We start from the raw sequence: 16,093 nt of genomic DNA, 5'->3' as shown, positions 1-16,093 counted from the left end.
TTTCGCCGATGCGGCGAGGGCCTCCTTGGTCCATATCCAATACGGCGCACGCATGTGCCGTGGCCACGAGCCCGCATCAAAGACGCTCCAGTTGCTTGTTGACTCGCAAAGCACTCACGATCGACGCGACGCCGGACCGGTGCGCGTCAAACGCATCCATCCGGGATCAGGCTGCAAGAGCGCTGCACCCAACGGCGCTAGATCGCCCTCGTTGCTATCGGCTTGCGCTGCGCCGCTGATGCTAAGACTGGCCAGAGATCTGAAGGCAAGCTGCCTATGCTGTCTCATGGCTGATGTTGGAGCCAGATTAATGCATGCAAGAAGCTCGCGCGTGCCACGATAGCGAGACCAAGACTTGCCTCTATCTGGACGCAAGGGGTGATCATGTGCTGGCGCTTGCTCGTCATCCGCACATTGCGTTGAAAATCGCGAATAGGTCGTCACGCGCCTGATCCTGAACGTCCTTGCTATAGCCGGCGGCTAGCTATGTGGATTCGGAGAATATTGGTAAAATCTATTGTTTTGATGGGAGGTATCCATGCTCCGGATGGGGCAAGAGGGATTCATCAACGTCGGACGGGTGTGCCGGTCCTCTTGATCCAATTGATCAGGCGCATACCGAAGAATGGCTCAACACGCGACCTTCGGTTCGGAAACTCATCGCCAAGCATCGAAGCCATCGCACGAAAACGCGAACCAAGATGCTTGAGTTGAATCAACTCGAGCGTAAGCGTCGTTCCGCTCCCACCTTCTCGCGGCACATGGGATAGGCGAGTTTCACGATCTCTTTGAAGGGATCGGCTTGTGTCTATGCTTGACCATACGCTTAGATCGGACGTGACGGCGCGCCGGCTGGAAGTGATCACGGAGACGGGACGCCGTCGTTGGTTCTCCAAGGACGACAAGGCCCGGATTGTCGAGGAGACGCTGGTCTCGGGCGCCGTCGTTTCCGAGATTGCCCGGCGACACGGGCTGACCCCACAACAAGTGTTCACCTGGCGCCGGCAAGCACGCCGGTTGCCGACGCCGATGGCTGACGATCCACCGTTTGTACCGGCGGTGGTAGACGCCTTGGTACCGGCCGTGGCTGTTGGCCATGAGCGCAAGACAGCGCGACGCAAGGCCAAGCCGGATATCGGGGGCATCGAGATCGAAGCCGAGGGCGTCACTATCCGGGTCGGCCGAGGCGCGGATGTGGCGATGATTGCGGCCATCGTCCATGCGCTGAAGGCAAGCCGGTGATCGGCCCGTCCGGAACTGTCCGGGTGATGGTGGCAACCAAGCCGGTCGACTTCCGCAAGGGAATGGAGGGGCTTGCCATATTGGTACGCGAGCACATGCAGGCTGACCCGTTCTCGGGTGCTGTTTATGTGTTCCGTGCCAAGCGCGCCGACCGGATCAAGCTGATCTTCTGGGATGGTACGGGTTTGTGCCTGTTCGCCAAGCGGCTCGAAGACGGCGTCTTCCGCTGGCCGAAGATCGAGGATGGCGTGATGCGTTTGTCGGCGGCGGAATTGTCGGCGCTGCTCGAAGGGCTCGATTGGCGGCGTGTCCACGCGGCACGGGAGACGGTCGTGCCGACGCAAGTCGGATAATTGTGAGCCGTGCTGCGGCGAAGTGAATCAGGGGCATCGAGCACGTCGTCAAGCGGGCGCGAATATGCTCTGATTTACCTGTGAGCGATAACCTTCCTGATGATCCCGAGACGCTCAAGGCGATGCTGCTGGCAGCGCTTCACGAGAGCGAGCGGCTGCGTCAGATTATCAAGGAGCTGCAACGCCACCGCTTTGGCCGGAAGGCAGAGTCGCTTCCCGAGGAGCAGATGCTGCTGGGCCTCGATGACGTCCAACAGGTCGCAGCCTTTGCCGAGGCTGGTCGGGACGAGACAGCCCCGGAAGGCCGGGCGGAGCGCGCACGCAAGCGCCGCGTCAATCGCGGAGCACTGCCGGCCCACCTGCCGCGGATCGAGGTCGTCGTCGACCTCGACGACAAGACCTGCCCCTGCTGCCAGGGCGAACTGCATCGGATCGGTGAAGACAGGAGCGAGCGGCTGGACATGGTGCCGGCGCAGTTCCGCGTTGTCGTCACCCGGCGTCCTAAATACGCCTGCCGAGCCTGCGAAGATGGCGTCACGCAGGCCGAGGCTCCGGCCCGGCTGATCGAGGGCGGCCTGCCGACGGAGGCAACCGTCGCCCAGGTTCTGGTGTCCAAATATGCCGATCATCTGCCGCTCTACCGACAGGCCCAGATCTATGCCCGCCAAGGCATCGCTCTCGATCGATCGACGCTGGCGGACTGGGTTGGGCATGCCGCCTTCCATCTGCGCCCGCTGCATGAGCGCCTTCTCGCTCTGCTTCGCGCGAGATCCAAGCTGTTCGCCGACGAGACGACGGTGCCGGTGCTCGATCCGGGTCGAGGGCGCACCAAGACCGGCCAGCTCTGGGCCTATGCAGCCGACGACAGGCCCTGGGGCGGCCTCGATCCGCCCGGCATTGCCTATGTCTATGCACCCGACCGCAAAGCCGAGCGGCTGTTCAGCCATCTCGCCGGCTTCAAGGGCGTCCTGCAGGTCGATGGCTACAACGCCTATCCAAAGCTTGCCGAACGCGGCGGAGTCGAGCTCGCCTTCTGCTGGGTGCACATGCGGCGCAACTTCTACGAACTCGCGACAGCCGGCCCCGCTCCAATCGCAAGCGAGGCGCTCAACCACATCGCCGCATTCTATGCGATCGAGAAGGAGATTCGCGGCCGCAGCGCGGAGGAGCGTCGCCTCGTGCGGCAGCAGAAGAGCCGACCACTGGCCGATGCCTTTGAGGTATGGCTGCGCGCCAAGCTGGCTCTCATCAGCCAGAAGATCAAGCTCGCCGAGGCCATCCGCTATGCTCTCTCGCGCTGGCAAGGACTGACGCGCTTCATTGACGATGGCCGGATCGAACTCGATAACAACACCATCGAGCGATCAATCCGCGGTATCAAACTTTGCCGCAAGAATGCACTATTTGCAGGATCCGACGGCGGCGCCGAGCATTGGGCGGTCATCGCTTCCTTGGTCGAGACCTGCAAGATCAACGACGTCGATCCGCTCGCCCACCTCACCGACGTCCTGACCAGGATCGTCAACGGACATCCAAACCGCGACATCGACCTGCTACTGCCCTGGGCCTACCGCGCTCAAGCCCTCAAAGCCGTGGCCTGACAACGACGCTTACGAACGAGCACTGCTTCGCACGAACAGAGTCGAGCCCTCGCCGCTGCCCGATGACGACGAGTGGCCGGCCCATTTTATGATTAAGCTACAGAGCTGAGGGGACTCGCATATTGGCTGGACGCAGAGGACGTCAAAGATGGCCAGAGAGCCCCTGCTTCCGGATGCTTGAGACAAACCCGAGCCCGCAGCATTTCGGCAGGCCCCAACCAAGCGTGCCGGCCCCAGCAGACATTAGATTCATCAACTAGCGAGGTCGCTGTCACTCGATTCCGCCAGCTTGAAAGCTCCTCAGGAGCTCAATCGAAGCGCCTCGGCTAACATCAACAGTGCACAGCCAAGTGTTGCGGCGGGCGATGGGTGAAGCGGACATAGATCAATGCATCTTGGGATTAGCGCTGCAGATGCCGCCTCGGCTAAGTGGATCCTGAGTGCGGCGCGGTTCGCTGGTCATGAACATTTTCGTTGCAAAATCGAGCGACCTGAATGCTCGGTCGCGGACCGCCTGCGTCAAATCAGGAGTCGCGTCGATCGCAGCGCGCGCGTCGCTCATAATCTTATCTTTTGCGGAAAGCAGCTTTGCATCTAACATTACATGAAGCGTCTCTCGAACGTCAGGTGAGATTGAGCCGTCTCCATCGATCAATTCTCGAAGTTTCCAAAACATACGCTCGACTGTTACCATAGAACCGAGGACTGACATCAGTCTTGGTGACATCATTGCCATCTCCTTCTCCAGCCAGATTCTGGCGACCATCTTAGCGAAATCAGATCTGTTCCCGTTTGACACCGGCGCGCGCGGCGAAACAGGCGAATGACTGGGGTGCAATTTCTCTGCCAGGCGCGTGAGACGCAGGTTGCTCAGGGAAGCTCGCAAAGCGTGCGATTTGCGAGCAAAGCATTTATCTTTCCTGTGCTCCAGGCCGTAACCCGGGCGCCAGCGGTGGCTCACGTCGAAAAACCGACATGGAGGGTGGTTCTGTTTGGCCACAAACCGCCAGCGGCATCGGAGTTGGACTTCTGCTGCCAGGCGTCCAATGCTTTTCCGCTTGTTCACTGGGATCGCTCTGTTAACCAGGCGGAATTGACTGAGTAATCCCGGTCACGCAACGGTGGTCATCCGATACCCGGTGCTCAGGGCGCGCCCACGCGTTTCGTGATTGCATGGGTGCATCGAGATCGAGCCTCCCGATCTGGCGGAGGTGTGTTGGTCGTGCGCCACGTTGACCTCGCTCGATCTCTCGAGTCTCCATCGGCCGTCTGGTCGAGCTCAGAGGAAATGCTAACTTAAACGCACATATCATTTCTTGTGCCGGCGTCCGTATCTCGGATTGATTCACTTCGTCTGTCTTACTGTCCTCGTCGCTGCACGGCTATGCTGTGCAAACCGTGCATTTTACCCACCACCGGCCGCCGCGTTTCTCCGCGCGTAACTTGCCGCGGCGGATTCGAGAGAGCACGGCTTCGGGGCTTATGTGGTTCATCACCGCGAACCGCTGAACAGTGAGGTAGTCCTCATCGAGAGGTCGCGGGGTGCTAATGCCGTGCGCGGCCAGCAGAATGCGCAGCGAAGCCAACTCCGCCAGCACGATCTCGAGCTTACGCGCGATCTCCTCCGTCTGGGTGGGGCGCTGCCGGGACCGCCTCACGACAGGGCCCTTCGGGCGATAAGCCACACCTTGGATTCGTGTGGAATGCGATCGATGAACCGGCGCGCCAAAGCGGAACGAGCGCGAGCCGACTTACCTGCCCAAGCAAACCACGGCTCGGGTAGTGTTAACGCACGCAAAGTGAAGGACAGGCTATTCATTGCCCTCAAGCCACCTGCTTCGTGATGTAGTCCAAAGGGTTGAATCCGCCTAGAAGCGGTTTGGACCGCAAGAGCGGCCTTATAGATGCATTCGGCTCCGGCATCATCGGCCTTGGCGCTGCCATTTGTTGCTGGTTGTATCGGAATTCGCAGTTGGCTCACCCGTCAGCGGTCTGCCGCTATGAGCTCCGAGTGAATCGCTGTTGCCGTATTGAGGCAGGCATCCAGTGTCAGAGATCCGAAGGCGAGCTGGCAAAGGAGATAGTTGGCGCCTGCCTCTTCCACGTGATCGAGAAGAGTTTGGCGCACCGAAGCGCGCGTTCCGACAACGCATAGTTCACTCTCAATTGCGGCATTTAAGGTCAGGGGTAGATTGGACGGAGGCGGGATGTCGTTGAGCTCGTACAGGAACTTAAAGCTGTTGAGCCACGTTTCGTAGGCTGGGGCGGCGAGGGAACGGGCCGCTGCTTCAGAGCTCGCGATTACGACCATGCGGAGCAATGCGAGAAATGGTGCTGCACCGCTGGCGTCACGCTCCGCGCTTCGATGAGCGTGATAGCGATCGGTGACCTTGCGAACGGCAGAAGAAGGCCCCATGCACGCCAGATTTGCGCCATTTGCCGCCGCCCAGTGGGCGGACTCTGGCCGATTTGTAGCAATCCAGGTCGGTGGACAGGGACGCTGGTGAGGCGAAAGCGTCAAAGGAACGTCGTTCAGCGCAAAATGTTGCCCTTGGTATGAGAGCGGGCCGCCATTCATCGCGCTAACGAAGATTTGGGAAGCTTCCTCGTAACGGCTTGAGGCAACATCGGCTCCAACCCCAAAATAGCTCAGTTCGATCGGCAGGGAGCCGCGACCAAGGCCGACCTCAACCCTGCCGCTGCTCAGGTGATCCAACATGCAGATCTCCTCGAATGCACGCAGCGGGTGATAGAGGTTGAGCAGCATGACCAATGGACCAACGCGAAGTCGCCGTGTCCGTTGTATGACGCTCGACAGAAACAAGTTCGGCGACGGACCCCGTCCATGGGGAGTGCAATGATGCTCCGCCAGATGATAGGCATAGAAACCGAGCCGGTCGTAGGCCTCAGCGAGCGCGAGGCGGTCCGCGTATTGCCGGGCGATATCGCGGCCGTCCTCGTCAAGGTGATCAAAGATACCGCAGGTCAGGTTTGAGGGAAGAACGTTTCTCACTCAGTTATCTCCTATATAGAGAGGACCGGAGTCCGCCGGGTTTTCGGGGTACAAGAGGTGGTCGCTCGCATGCGCTGCATATGCTGCGAAGCCGTTCTCAATAGCTGGTAATGCGCTGACTGGATGAAAACTGACTCCAGCTGCGTCGCGAAACTGCATCAGGTGTTTGTCCGGATCGACCCCGAACGGGGATGCGTGACATGAGTGGAAGGGGCCACTAGCCACGGCATCCCACTTTCGTAAGAATGCTGCCGACAGCCGCAAGAAAAGCATCCATCTGGCGCTTTGTACCGATGCTAACCCGAATGCACTCTTCCAGGCCGGCATCCGGAAAGAAGGCAACAAGGATTTTGTGGTCTCCCAACGCCGCCTGCCACCATCTGCCACTCTGGCCTACGGGCACACGGGCGAGGAGAAAATTCGCGTGGGAAGGCGTTACAGAGAACCCAAATTCTGAAAGGGCGGCCGCTACGCGCTGCCGCTCAACCCTGACGTGGCGATGGTTCTCCTCGTAGGCGTCGCGATGCGCAAGGACGCTCATGCCTACCGCTTGAGCGACCACATTCATGTTGAAGACATTCTGGATGTTGCGAAGCCGCCCAATCAGCTCTGGATGGCCGAAACCGAAGCCGATGCGAATGCCAGCGGCGGAATAACTCTTGGAAAACGTACGTAGGACCAGAAGATTCGAATGGCGCTCAACAAGGCGTAGGCCGTCCTCGGGTGCGAAATCGACATAAGCTTCGTCCAATACAATCAATCGGTCAGATCGTATAACGAGGCGTTCGATCTCAGCGAGCGGAACAAAGGTTCCGGTCGGATTGTTCGGATTGGCCAGCAGAATGAATTTGGCATCTTTAGCCGCACCGAAAAGCAGCTCGTCCATCGGCAAGCAATCAGGTTCAAACCAGGGAATTTCAATGAAGCGGGCCCCTTGTAACATGGCGAGCTTGCGATTGAATGAGAAGCCGGGCGACATCATTGCGATGCCGTCGCCGGGGGCAAGAAGGGCTCTGTAGATTAGACTGAGGAGTTCAGACGATCCATTGCCAGCCATTACGCGATCGGTTGCGATGCCATAGGCCGCTGCGGCCGCTTCTCTCAAGCTGATATTATCGTCTTCAGGATAGAGGTATTGCAGCTCAAGGGCTGCAATTGCGCTTCGCATCACGACGCCTGGCAAAGGAAATGGGTTCTCATTCGTGTTCAGTTTCACGCAACCATTGTCCGGGGTGGGCCGCCCGGACGGCAGGGCATCCAATTCGCGTGCGACCGGCGAGAGCGAGGAAAGCATAGCTTGCAGTTTGGTATCCAATTTGGTGTTCTCCCTTTTGTCGACGCGAGCAGTTGACGGCGTTCATCGAGCCTACGTGGCGCGTGCTATATTCGGAGCCGGGAAGCGCAAGGCGTTCATGAATGAATGTTGGGGGTTCAATAGCCGGGCTTAGATCTAAGCGCCGCACCGGATCAGAGCCCGTCTCAAATTGTTAACGATCAGCACGGATCAGGCGCCGCACGGCGTTATCCAAACGGATACTTGTCTCCGCGAAGAGAAGGCACGCCACGTCCACTCCGCCGAACAGCGCTCTAACGCTTGGCTCGAATTCGCGCAAATCGTAGAGCGACTGTGCGCGACTGACATCTTGCCCATAAGGTACGTTCCTTCTGAAGAGGCCATGACAGTTTCCAATCAGTTTGACGAGCGGGAAGAAGGTGCCGATGTTCGTCGGCCTAAGAATCTGGAAGTGGTGCTCACTGCAGTGGCACCAGGCGAATGGGAACGTACTCTTCGGGCGGCCGTTCGGGCGCGCACGACAGCTGTGATAGCACTGCTGTGAGGGCGAGAAATGCTGCGACTGCTGCGACTGCGAGGCACGTGGGCAGCGCGTAATCGCTATGTCGAGGATGGTTCATCATTCGAACGCTCCGTGCGGTGTTGAGTCGGGCGATCAGTTCTGCTCGACCGCTTCGACGGTATTGTCGCGCCAGCCGTAAACGATGAAGCCAGGAGCGGCATTGTCTCCCTTGGAGTCGAATCGAACTGTGCCAATGGCCGTTTCGATTAAACCCGAGCGTAGGGCCGCAGCGACCGGGGTGGCATCGAAGCTCCCGGCCCGTTTGACGGAGTCTGCCCATGCTTGAACCGCGGCATAAGCGTAGAGCGTGTAACCCGCGGCGGATAGGCTCGAATCCTTGAGCCTAGCGACAGCGGCTGCCCCTGCAGCATTATTCGTACGGTCCGGCATAAAGGTGATGAGCGTGCCCTTTGCGGCCTCGCCGGCAATGGCCAAAAGGCCGCTTGACATCAGCGGATCGTCGGCGATCACGGTCAGGCGTGCGCCCGCCTCCGCAGCTTGACGCAAGATGATGTCGATCTCGTTGTAATAGCCGACATAGACGATCTGGAGTCCCTCTCTCTTCAGTTTCGAAACCCGAGTGGTGTACTCCTTCTCGCCGGCAAAATCGCTTTGTCGACCAGTGTGCTCGCCAGCTGCTCGAAGCCGCGGTTCAACGATATCGGCGATGCCTTCTGCTGTACCCTTATCGTCGAGGACCGCGAGCTTTGCGCCTTGGTGGTGCCGCACGATGTAGTCGGCCGCACCCCTGCCTTGTTGGTCATCGCGGCGGCAAATCCGAAACAGCGTGGTTAGGCCACGCTCTGTCAGGCGGGGATTCGTCGAGCCAGGTGAAATCTGAATCACCTCCGCTTCGGTGTATATATCTGAAGCCGGGGTCGACGAATTTGAAGGGAAGGGCCCAACGACAAGCTCGATCCCGTCAGCTGTCAAGCGATTGGCAACAGCGACGGCCCGCTTGGGATCGCTTGCGTCGTCGGCAATCCTCAATATGGGCTTTGTGTCAGGCAGTAGACCCGATGCATTTATCGAATTCATGGCCGCGGTCGCTCCGTCGCGTATCTGCGCGCCCAGCGCCGCAGTACTTCCCGTCATTGGGCCCGCTACCGGAATGTAAACATCGTTTGCCCAGGCGCTCGAACTGAGGGTCAAGGAAAGGAGCGCAGCAATTGCAAGCCTATGAACGCGAAGAATCGGCATGTGGGGCTCCCGACTATCGCGCCACGTCTTAGTCTGCTTCGCCGTTGGTATGACGCGGCGACCAGCAGTCCGGCGCAATGATGTTTGAATCGAACTCAGATTGGTACGAACAGGCTCAAGTTGTTGACAAGTTCATCCATAAGCATCGGGCGGGCACGGACGGATTGGGGAGTGGTCAGGAGAGCGTCCTCCAGGCGTTGACAGGACCCATATCGAACATCCTGCCGGCATCCGGTACACTCGCCAAATCTCCTGTGCTCGGCAGATGTGTGCCGACGAGGCGCTTGAAGGGCCCGGACGATCATCCACCGACGTGTTCGCGCCGAGGCCTCTCACCGGGAAAGTCCGAAAGTGATGCCGATCATTGGAGTCTCCCTCGGTTTAGCCGACGGTCTGCCCGCCCCGTCGCTGTGACGACGCGTTAGACGGTACAATATGACGCTACGTGCGAATCAAGTGCTTCGAAGCTTGCACGTCGAGGTTGCTCGCCAAACCTCACAGAGCGAAGGACTCAATGAGTGCCGACAATGCAGAGTCGGAGAGGAACTGCTACAGGCCAACGACCTCGTCAGAATTGATCGGTCACCATCAACTCGTTGGTTACAGACATTCCGACAAGCAGTGCGCAACCGCGTCAATTCTGTCCCAGCTGGTCCTCCAGCGCGGCGAGGGCGAGATCGAGGTATCGCATGAGGCTCGCATCCCAGCCGGCGAGATTATGTGGTTCGGTCAATCGCGTCAGCACCTTGAGTATCATTGAGACGGTCGAATCAACTCCTGCGATCTCAGTCAGCAGCGAACGGGCCTGACGCGCGACCGCAATTGCCCGCTCACTGCATGGAGACTCGCCCTGATCCATGCAGCTTCGTAGCTCGTCGCGAATCGTGCGCCACCGATCTTCGCGGCTAGCATTAGAGGCGCATGTGCAGATCGCCGAGCGGGTACGCTTCTCAATCCGCGACATTGCGTCCAACGTGGCCGGCAGTTCGTCGACACTGACTTGTGTCTCACCTTGCGTCGTCATATTGCGCAATCGGTCCCTTAATAATGTCGCCCGCGCGACTTGAAGTTCAATCCGTTCCAGATGGTTGCGCAATAGGTCCGTGAGAGACGTCCGCCCCTCGATTGCTTTGCGGATCTCAGGAAGCGAGAAGCCGAGCTCACGCAGCGCGCGAATCTGAGAGACGCGTTGTAGGCTTTCACGATCGTACATGCGGTGACCGCCGTCGGTACGTTCCGAGACCGTCAACAACCCAGTATGTTCGTAGTGATGTAGAGTGCGGACCGTTACACCGGTCGCCTCTGCAAGTTCTCCAATGCGCCATCGGCGCCGTCGTGGTGTGGCGTTTGTCATGGTCCTCAATTTTCAAGCCTACAACCTGACGTCACGTGAGAATCAAGTTATTTCAATGATCTAGATGATGCGTCTCTTGCTGCGAACCGCAGAAGGACAGAGAGCTGCTGTTGATCAAGCGGCCGAGACAAGTGCAAGCATCAAGTTCACCAGCGACCCCAATTCATCCCTCGCTGCGCGTTGCAGAACGAGTCTCGCGATCGCCGCTCGGTTCTCGCTGTTTCGCATGCATGTCGGTAAACATGTGATTGCTTGATCAAAAAGGTGTCCCAACATCGCGAGATCCTCCGGATCGTAGACTCCACTCGATTCATTCAAGAGTAGGCTCCTTTCATTGTCGCACTCGCGCCGCACGTGACGAAGCCGTTTGGCCGTGGTGGGGCAAAAACGAGACGGACTGGCGACGTGCGCGAAGGAATGCGACAGGGAGGAGTCGCGTGATGCCATTGTGCAACACGGCGTGTGCTTACTTTTGTCCAAGACCGCGCTAACCGGAAACTGTGCAATTTCTCCTGGATGCTGCCGCCGCGGTAGCCATCAGCTCACGAAAAGCGAGCGCATGTGCATGCACCTCCGCTTGATCTTAAGATAGTGCGTCACGAAACGGCGGACCCAGACACAGTCCTGATCCGGTGGGCCTCTTTCGATCGCAATCCTCGCTGTGGTGTCTATCGTTGAGCCGGGCGTTGATTGGTCAATCATGGCAGATCAGCTCTACCACCAGGTCGTGGCGCGGCCGCCGGCTCAGCGCCTAAGAGCGTTTTCAACACTCTGCTAGTCCCGTTGGGATGGCATTGTGGGCGCGAAGGCGTTGCTCGCGCATGGCTACATCTGTTTTTGGAATGCCACAAGATGAGGGCTGCTCATTAATGGCGCAACTCCGCGGCCGCGAAGCGTCGGGAGGATGAGCGAAAGCGGGCCTCAATACCATTTCCGGCATGGATCTCAACGCAAGCGCATCTCGCGCGGCTGGCGAGACGTTGCTCACGATTGAGGAACGAGTCTCGAAGGAGGACTCCGGCATCCGTGGACGTGGAGGCGCTCGAAACGGGTCCATGGGTTCCGCCGGCGCAGCGCGGCCACGCGCGGCGAAACGACAACGTGCCATGGCTCCTAAAGCAATGACTCGCATATCCAGACCTGTGCCGGATCAGTGCCGCGGACCGCGGTACATCGGACGGCCTCGCCAGATGCAATCCACTACAAGTGCAGGGATCATAGCGGCATTGTGTTTGCAGAAAACTTGACGAGCCTTGCTGACAGCCGCGCTATGCGCATCCGCAATAGCAAAGGATGATGATGCTATAGCTTGCACGAGGATCTTAATGCGCGCTCAAGCCAACGCCACCCCTCTAATCTGGGGGGCCCGTGTCTGGCGAATTCGCCGCAAGTATCCTATCGAACATAAGGATCGAAGTTCCCCCTTCGCGGTATTGACTTGCTCGTCCGGCAGCTCACTCACTCAATTTCATCGTCGAGCAGTATCGCTTTGACGTGTGCGCGCTGGACATAAATGCTTCGGGTAAGATAGGCAAATCATGTTACTGCGCCGATGGCCCATCGGGCTCAGCGGTGAGGGGCAGCAACTCGAGATCGGCGGCGGTGGCGTCGCGCGTCACGCCACGACACTTCCGAAAGGACATGACTGTCGCGAGAACCGAAGGAAGGGCCCCGCACGCATGATCCGATCTGGCTTGGGTGAACATGTCGGCCAAATAATCAAGAGCTGGAGGTGGAGCAGGGCTCGGCGAATTGGAACGGCGAGCCGTTCTGTTGCGTGCGCGGACATTGGCACAGCTGCCGTCCTCTCATCAGAAACACTCATCACAAACACCTGGTCAACGCGCCAATGCCGCGAGTTCATGGTTGGCGGATCCAGGTTGATCCTACGGGCCGCGACTTTGCGGTTGCGCTCGATCATGCCGGATCGAGTACAACAGAGTAAGATAGGCATCATTGAGATGACGTGTCCCAACCTCCATTTCTAGCGTTACGCAATACCTCTGACTTGCAGGTCCCGCTCTCCCGAGTTTACGTCAGCTCGCGTTGGGCTTTGCGCGCCCGAGGGCCGACGGCGTTGGCGTTCGGCAGAACAAGTTGGTTCGACGCGAACGAGCGGGCATCGCCCTTTTAGGTCGCCCGTCACATAGACGTCTAGCTACTGGCGTCCTTCGGCATTACTTCGATCGTCGGACAGTTGAGGGTCAGAAGAATGTCCAGCGTCAGGCGAAGAGCGGTGCGGGTGCGCTACGAACGTCCAGTTTGCAGCCTCGATCGCAGGTGCTGGTCTACAACCTGACGCGGCGTGCGATTCAAGGGAATTGTGGTGCTGAAGCCGGATATTGTTCACCCGACTCGCCGGATCATTTCGTGAGCTCTGACCTCGGCTCACATTGAGCGGTGCGATGCAGCCGGTCTGGATCAGCGAAAATCGTTGGGGAGAGCGCCGCCGAACGAGCTGTATGACGCACAAGATCATCATGCCAGCGCGAGATCAACAGCGCCTGCGGCTCGATCAAACTGCGCTCAAGCGTGGCAATTTCGACCATGCTCAACGTCAGTCAGAGGACACCGGAGCTTCGAGCCTGGCGTAGATCTGGTTAGGTCGCAGCCGGCCCGAACAATCCTACAACGAGCTGTGTCATTGGCTGCTCTCGGACGGGGGGAGCATCATGGATGCTTCTTGCAAGAATATGTTGCGCATCCAAATGCTTGCAGGATCAGTGTTATGAATCGCCGGCCATTGGACGGCCTCAGTGAATGTGAGAAGTCGCAGCGGAGGTTCGATGACCCGCAGGGGCATCGTCTTTGCGAAATGGCTGACGAGCCTTGATGGCATGCTCGCGATACGGTTGGTGCCCAATAACATAGGCGGAATCATACCAAAACCCTGGACGGCGACCTCGGTGCGTATCTTGAAACCATGCTCGAGCAAGAGCCATTCATGGAAGGAGGGCCTCAAGAAACGCCCAAACCGAGCTTCGACGTGCCCGATTGACATGTATTTCTCGAAAGTGAGTCGCGGTGCTAGCTGCTTATTCATGGGGCAGCCCACGCAGACGAAGGTGTCCTCGAACAGTGCCGCCTTGGGATGCTCACTCGACATGAACATCTCCGGATACATCAGAAAATCAACTTCACCGCGCCGGAGGAGCTCGTCGGGTTCCTCTGCGGGTGGCAGCAACTCGAAATTGATTGTTGGAGCTTCCCGCGCGACGCGGTCCACGATTCTTCGAAAAAACACGACAGTCATGAAGTCGGACAGGATGATCTTGAATCGCCGCGTCGATTGAGACGGATTGAAGTCGTCCGGAGAGATGATGGACAGCTGAATGTGAGCGAGAGCCTCGCGAATTGGGGCTGCGAGTGCTTCAGCCCGCGGCGTCGGCACAAGTTTTCGGCCCCTCATCGTGAATAGCTCATCGCGAAAGTAAGAGCGAAGCCGCGCGACGGCGGCACTCATGGCAGGTTGACTGAGGTTGATGCTTCTTGCCGCCGCAGTGAGGTTGCCTTGCGTCACCAGGGCGTCGAACGCGACGAGAAGATTCAGATCGAGGCCCTTGAAGCGCATAATGCTGAGTGATCCACGGTGTGAATATGTTCTATCGATACAATCGATTTTACCATTTGTACCGAATGAGGATAGCAAACGATAGTTTAGCGAGAAGTCAGATCTATCAGAATGGTTATGAAGCGTTGCGCCGGGTTCGAGATGGCCTCTCAGCTCAGGGCCAAGGATCAATCAACGCGTCTGGACCGTGCGCTCGCAGTTTCGCGCGTGTTGCGCAAGCCATATCTCGATCTAGGACGGTGGGCATCCGCAAACTTGCGTTGGCATATACGACGGGCAAACCTTCGTTTGGCTTTGCCAACCCATTCTATATTCGCCGTGTACCGCCGTAGAATTGAGCGAACGCTCAACTTGGCCGTAGATTTCCGTCCAGTCAGACCCTCCCGGTTGCGGGTGCCGAATGTGTTGTGGTCGCAGTCGATTGGATTGCGTCCTTGCTGGGGTGAAATCGTGCGGAACATGCAAACGAAGATGTCCTTGGCGAATCTGATGCGAGTTGCGCACACGCTCGATGTGGTCTCGATTGTGAATGCAGATCGGTCAGTGCGTGAAACTCTCACGGATGTGGTGTTTTCCGCGGGTTACGTGCCCGAACCGTTTGAGAGCGCAGACGGGTTCTTGAAATCGGGCCGCCGTTCGATCACGTCCTGCCTGATCGCGGAGATGCAGTCGAGCGCGATGAGTGGACTCGATCTTGTCCATCATCTGGTTGCCTCCGGAGGCGCGATTCCTACGATTCTGCTCACCGACCATTTTGAAGACGACGTGACGCGAGTGCTGCAAGCTGGACTCCAGTTCTTGAGAAAACCTTTCGAACGTAGCCAACTGCTGGCCTGCATCAGGAGCCAGATAATGAATAGGAATTACTCTCTATGAACATGATCGCGCCCGAATCCACACGAGGTGCTTCGGCGCGCCCTCCAGTTCGTTGGAGGCTGTGCTGGGAGAACGAGCTTCAACTCGCTGACCATATTGAATTGTCCGACTTCTTCCGCAAGACCTATGGTCCGACCGGGGCATTCAACGCAAAGCCCTTTGAAGGTCATCGAAGCTGGGCCGGCGCAAGGCCTGAGATTCGGGCAATCGGCTACGATGATCGAGGCGTCGCGATTCACATTGGCGCACTGCGCCGCTTCATCAAAGTTGGTGAGGTCGATCTGCTCGTGGCTGAACTCGGACTGTACGGGGTACGCCCGGACCTCGAGGGGCTCGGAATCAGCCACTCCATCCGCGTGATGTATCCCGTGTTGCGAGATCTTGGCGTACCGTTCGGCTTCGGCACGGTCCGATCTGCCCTGCAGAAACATATTACGAGACTGCTCGGTCGACAGGGATTGGCGACCGTTCTGCCAGGGCTTCGTGTCCGGTCCGCTCGGCCGGATATATATCTCACTGTGCCTCCGACGCGCGTGGAGGAGGTGGTCGGCCTCGTTCTGCCGATTGCTAGGCCAATGAGCGAATGGCCGGCCGGTGAGATGATTGAACGGAACGGGCCAGAACTGTGACGTCGACAAACAAAGTGACTGAAGCGCGGAGCGACTACGCCGAGGCCGGCGGAGAGAACTGCGTCTATCTGACCTTTGATGATGGTCCGAACCCACATTGCACGCCGGCTATCCTGGACGTTCTGGCGCAGCATCGGGCCCCCGCGACCTTCTGCGTGATCGGCGCATATGCAGCGGGCCAGCCACAGCTGATTCAGCGGATCGTTGCAGAAGGACACGAAATCGCAAACCACACAATGACGCACCCGGAATTGTCCAAATGCATGCCGGATGAGGTGGACTACGAGATCCTCACGACGAACAAGGTCATCGGAATGGCCTGCCCGCAATACTCCGTGCGGCACGTGCGTGCGCCGTATGGGATATGGACCAAGGAGGCCCTTGCCGCGTCGGCGAAG

General features: G+C 58.5%; 13 protein-coding genes. 6 read left to right on the top strand and 7 right to left on the bottom strand.

Annotation, left to right across the window (positions count from 1 at the left end; genetic code table 11):
- Positions 1 to 810: 810 nt before the first annotated feature.
- From tnpA to tnpC, 3 genes are all read left to right on the top strand, one after another.
- Entirely contained in the window at positions 811 to 1,242 is a 432-nt protein-coding gene (tnpA, locus tag ABIB90_RS41000; RefSeq protein ID WP_247476491.1) for an IS66-like element accessory protein TnpA, read from the top strand.
- Complete coding sequence (tnpB, locus tag ABIB90_RS40995) at positions 1,239 to 1,595, top strand: IS66 family insertion sequence element accessory protein TnpB (RefSeq protein WP_026233531.1); 357 nt, start codon at positions 1,239 to 1,241, stop codon at positions 1,593 to 1,595. The genes tnpA and tnpB overlap by 4 nt, the downstream gene beginning before the upstream one ends.
- Before the next feature lie 122 nt (positions 1,596 to 1,717).
- Positions 1,718 to 3,196 carry an IS66 family transposase gene (gene tnpC, locus ABIB90_RS40990; protein ID WP_354202915.1) on the top strand — a complete coding sequence of 493 codons (1,479 nt, stop codon included), beginning with the start codon at positions 1,718 to 1,720 and terminating at the stop codon, positions 3,194 to 3,196.
- Positions 3,197 to 3,581: 385 nt separating this feature from the next.
- On the opposite strand, the gene ABIB90_RS40985 is transcribed toward tnpC, so the two are convergent.
- From ABIB90_RS40985 to ABIB90_RS40955, 7 genes are all read right to left on the bottom strand, one after another.
- Complete coding sequence (locus ABIB90_RS40985) at positions 3,582 to 3,932, bottom strand: hypothetical protein (protein WP_279669255.1); 351 nt, start codon at positions 3,930 to 3,932, stop codon at positions 3,582 to 3,584.
- 1,248 nt (positions 3,933 to 5,180) lie between these two features.
- Entirely contained in the window at positions 5,181 to 6,209 is a 1,029-nt protein-coding gene (locus tag ABIB90_RS40980) for an LLM class flavin-dependent oxidoreductase (RefSeq protein WP_354202913.1), read from the bottom strand.
- A gap of 217 nt (positions 6,210 to 6,426) precedes the next feature.
- Entirely contained in the window at positions 6,427 to 7,503 is a 1,077-nt protein-coding gene (gene hisC, locus ABIB90_RS40975) for a histidinol-phosphate transaminase (RefSeq protein WP_354101954.1), read from the bottom strand.
- A gap of 655 nt (positions 7,504 to 8,158) precedes the next feature.
- Positions 8,159 to 9,265, bottom strand: a complete 1,107-nt coding sequence (locus ABIB90_RS40970; RefSeq protein ID WP_354202912.1) for a branched-chain amino acid ABC transporter substrate-binding protein — start codon at positions 9,263 to 9,265, stop codon at positions 8,159 to 8,161.
- Between the two features lie 634 nt (positions 9,266 to 9,899).
- Positions 9,900 to 10,619 carry a MerR family transcriptional regulator gene (locus tag ABIB90_RS40965; RefSeq protein ID WP_354101951.1) on the bottom strand — a complete coding sequence of 240 codons (720 nt, stop codon included), beginning with the start codon at positions 10,617 to 10,619 and terminating at the stop codon, positions 9,900 to 9,902.
- Positions 10,620 to 12,982: 2,363 nt separating this feature from the next.
- Positions 12,983 to 13,168, bottom strand: coding sequence for a hypothetical protein (locus ABIB90_RS40960; protein WP_156948683.1), 186 nt, complete (start codon positions 13,166 to 13,168; stop codon positions 12,983 to 12,985).
- Between the two features lie 92 nt (positions 13,169 to 13,260).
- Complete coding sequence (locus ABIB90_RS40955) at positions 13,261 to 14,190, bottom strand: LysR family transcriptional regulator (RefSeq protein WP_279669297.1); 930 nt, start codon at positions 14,188 to 14,190, stop codon at positions 13,261 to 13,263.
- A gap of 471 nt (positions 14,191 to 14,661) precedes the next feature.
- Between ABIB90_RS40955 and ABIB90_RS40950 the strand changes: the two genes are divergently transcribed.
- The 3 genes from ABIB90_RS40950 to ABIB90_RS40940 all read left to right on the top strand — a co-directional run.
- Positions 14,662 to 15,066 carry a response regulator gene (locus ABIB90_RS40950; protein ID WP_354202914.1) on the top strand — a complete coding sequence of 135 codons (405 nt, stop codon included), beginning with the start codon at positions 14,662 to 14,664 and terminating at the stop codon, positions 15,064 to 15,066.
- Positions 15,063 to 15,695: a NodA family N-acyltransferase gene (locus ABIB90_RS40945; RefSeq protein ID WP_027515900.1), complete on the top strand. Its 633-nt coding sequence runs from the start codon at positions 15,063 to 15,065 to the stop codon at positions 15,693 to 15,695. The genes ABIB90_RS40950 and ABIB90_RS40945 overlap by 4 nt, the downstream gene beginning before the upstream one ends.
- On the top strand, positions 15,692 to 16,093 hold a 402-nt coding region (locus ABIB90_RS40940; protein ID WP_502918269.1), incomplete at its 3' end, for a polysaccharide deacetylase family protein. The genes ABIB90_RS40945 and ABIB90_RS40940, both read left to right, overlap by 4 nt.

It is taken from the genome of Bradyrhizobium sp. JR4.1 (genome assembly GCF_040548605.1).
Taxonomy (GTDB): domain Bacteria; phylum Pseudomonadota; class Alphaproteobacteria; order Rhizobiales; family Xanthobacteraceae; genus Bradyrhizobium; species Bradyrhizobium canariense.
The sequence above is the reverse complement of the archived record's forward strand: the minus strand, read 5'-3'. Positions and strand labels throughout refer to the sequence as shown.

Bases quoted from the DNA above. Each gene is read 5' to 3' on its own strand.
- ABIB90_RS40970 (WP_354202912.1), bottom strand. From the start codon at position 9,265: ATGCCGATTCTTCGCGTTCATAGGCTTGCAATTGCTGCGCTCCTTTCC.
- tnpA (WP_247476491.1), top strand. From the start codon at position 811: ATGCTTGACCATACGCTTAGATCGGACGTGACGGCGCGCCGGCTGGAA.
- hisC (WP_354101954.1), bottom strand. From the start codon at position 7,503: ATGCTTTCCTCGCTCTCGCCGGTCGCACGCGAATTGGATGCCCTGCCG.
- tnpC (WP_354202915.1), top strand. From the start codon at position 1,718: ATGCTGCTGGCAGCGCTTCACGAGAGCGAGCGGCTGCGTCAGATTATC.
- ABIB90_RS40965 (WP_354101951.1), bottom strand. From the start codon at position 10,619: ATGACAAACGCCACACCACGACGGCGCCGATGGCGCATTGGAGAACTT.
- ABIB90_RS40950 (WP_354202914.1), top strand. From the start codon at position 14,662: ATGTCCTTGGCGAATCTGATGCGAGTTGCGCACACGCTCGATGTGGTC.
- ABIB90_RS40960 (WP_156948683.1), bottom strand. From the start codon at position 13,168: ATGGTCGAAATTGCCACGCTTGAGCGCAGTTTGATCGAGCCGCAGGCG.
- ABIB90_RS40945 (WP_027515900.1), top strand. From the start codon at position 15,063: ATGAACATGATCGCGCCCGAATCCACACGAGGTGCTTCGGCGCGCCCT.
- ABIB90_RS40985 (WP_279669255.1), bottom strand. From the start codon at position 3,932: ATGGCAATGATGTCACCAAGACTGATGTCAGTCCTCGGTTCTATGGTA.
- ABIB90_RS40955 (WP_279669297.1), bottom strand. From the start codon at position 14,190: ATGCGCTTCAAGGGCCTCGATCTGAATCTTCTCGTCGCGTTCGACGCC.